The following is a 1,106-nucleotide window of genomic DNA, read 5'->3' as shown; positions in this document are numbered from 1 at the left end:
GGGGGTATTGCAAAGAGGGCGCGACTTGCGTAGAAGTGCGTGATGATGAATAAAGCGTGTTCAGATAATGCCATACAAGGTCAGACAGAAACAAGGCGAACCGCGCAAATGGGAGACGGCCGGGTACCGGGTCACGAACGCTCACGCGTATAACCAGAGCCTGAAAAAGCGCGGGATGATCAGCCTGTATGTTCCGCACGGCGACCTGAAGGCGCAGTTCATCAACACGATCACGCGTACCCGTGGCGTCTCCGGTCGCGAGCCGACCTACACGGCTGGTTACATCGAGCTGATCTACAGGTTTTACCGGCTGTTCGGCTGGGGCATGCGGCAGACGACGGGTTACATGCAGGACTACTGGGCCACCCGGGGGCTGGACATCGCGGTGCCCAGCTTCGGGCAGCTGTGTGACCGGTTTGCCGCGCTGGAGGCGAGCGTGACACAGCGCTGCGAGCAGCTGGCCCGACGGCTTGCGCGTGGCGAAGCGGTGAGCCTGATCGTTGACAGCACGGGTCTGAGCTTCGCCCGGGCCGGTCAGTGGTACGAAGAGAAATACGGCAAAAAGGCCGATCGCACGCCGTGGCGCAAGATGCTTCTATCCATCGATGCGGACATGAACATCCACGCGATCCGGATCACTACCACCGAAGTGTCGGACAGCGAAGGCATGGACGCCATGCTGCCTGCGGACCTACCGGTGGACCGGGTGATAGCCGACGGTGCGTACTACAGCATCGAGCGCGGCGAAGCGCTGTCCGGGGCAGGCATCACGCCGGTCATACCACCGCCGGCTCACGCGATCGTACACGGTGACGGACAGACGCGCTGGCATGACGAGCTCGTCAGGTACATCAAGGACAAGGGGATTTATGCGTTCCACAAGAAATACGGCTACGGCCTGCGCTCGCGCGTCGAAGCGCAGATCTCACGCATCAAGCGATGCATTGGCGCCACCCTGCTGACGCAGAAGATCGCCTCGCAGGAGTGCGAGGGCGTCATCATCGCCAACCTCATCAACCTGTGGAACTCCTTCGGCAGGTCGGTTTGCGTCAAAAATGGATAGGTGCGTCCACAGCAAGGGGACTCGTACCCATCCGAACAAAGCC

At 60.9% G+C, this 1,106-nt stretch carries 1 protein-coding gene; it reads left to right on the top strand.

Annotated features, from left to right (window positions below; translation table 11 throughout):
* Positions 1-67: 67 nt before the first annotated feature.
* Positions 68-1,063, top strand: coding sequence for an IS5 family transposase (locus tag M3I54_RS44310; protein WP_254346721.1), 996 nt, complete (start codon positions 68-70; stop codon positions 1,061-1,063).
* The last annotated feature ends 43 nt before the right edge of the window (positions 1,064-1,106 follow it).

Source organism: Paraburkholderia sp. CNPSo 3274, assembly GCF_024206475.1.
Taxonomy (GTDB): Bacteria; Pseudomonadota; Gammaproteobacteria; order Burkholderiales; family Burkholderiaceae; genus Paraburkholderia.
Note: the sequence above shows the minus strand (reverse complement) of the source record. Positions and strands in the feature narration are given on the sequence as shown.

Coding starts and splice junctions, on each gene's coding strand:
- M3I54_RS44310 (WP_254346721.1), top strand. CDS start 68: ATGCCATACAAGGTCAGACAGAAACAAGGCGAACCGCGCAAATGGGAG.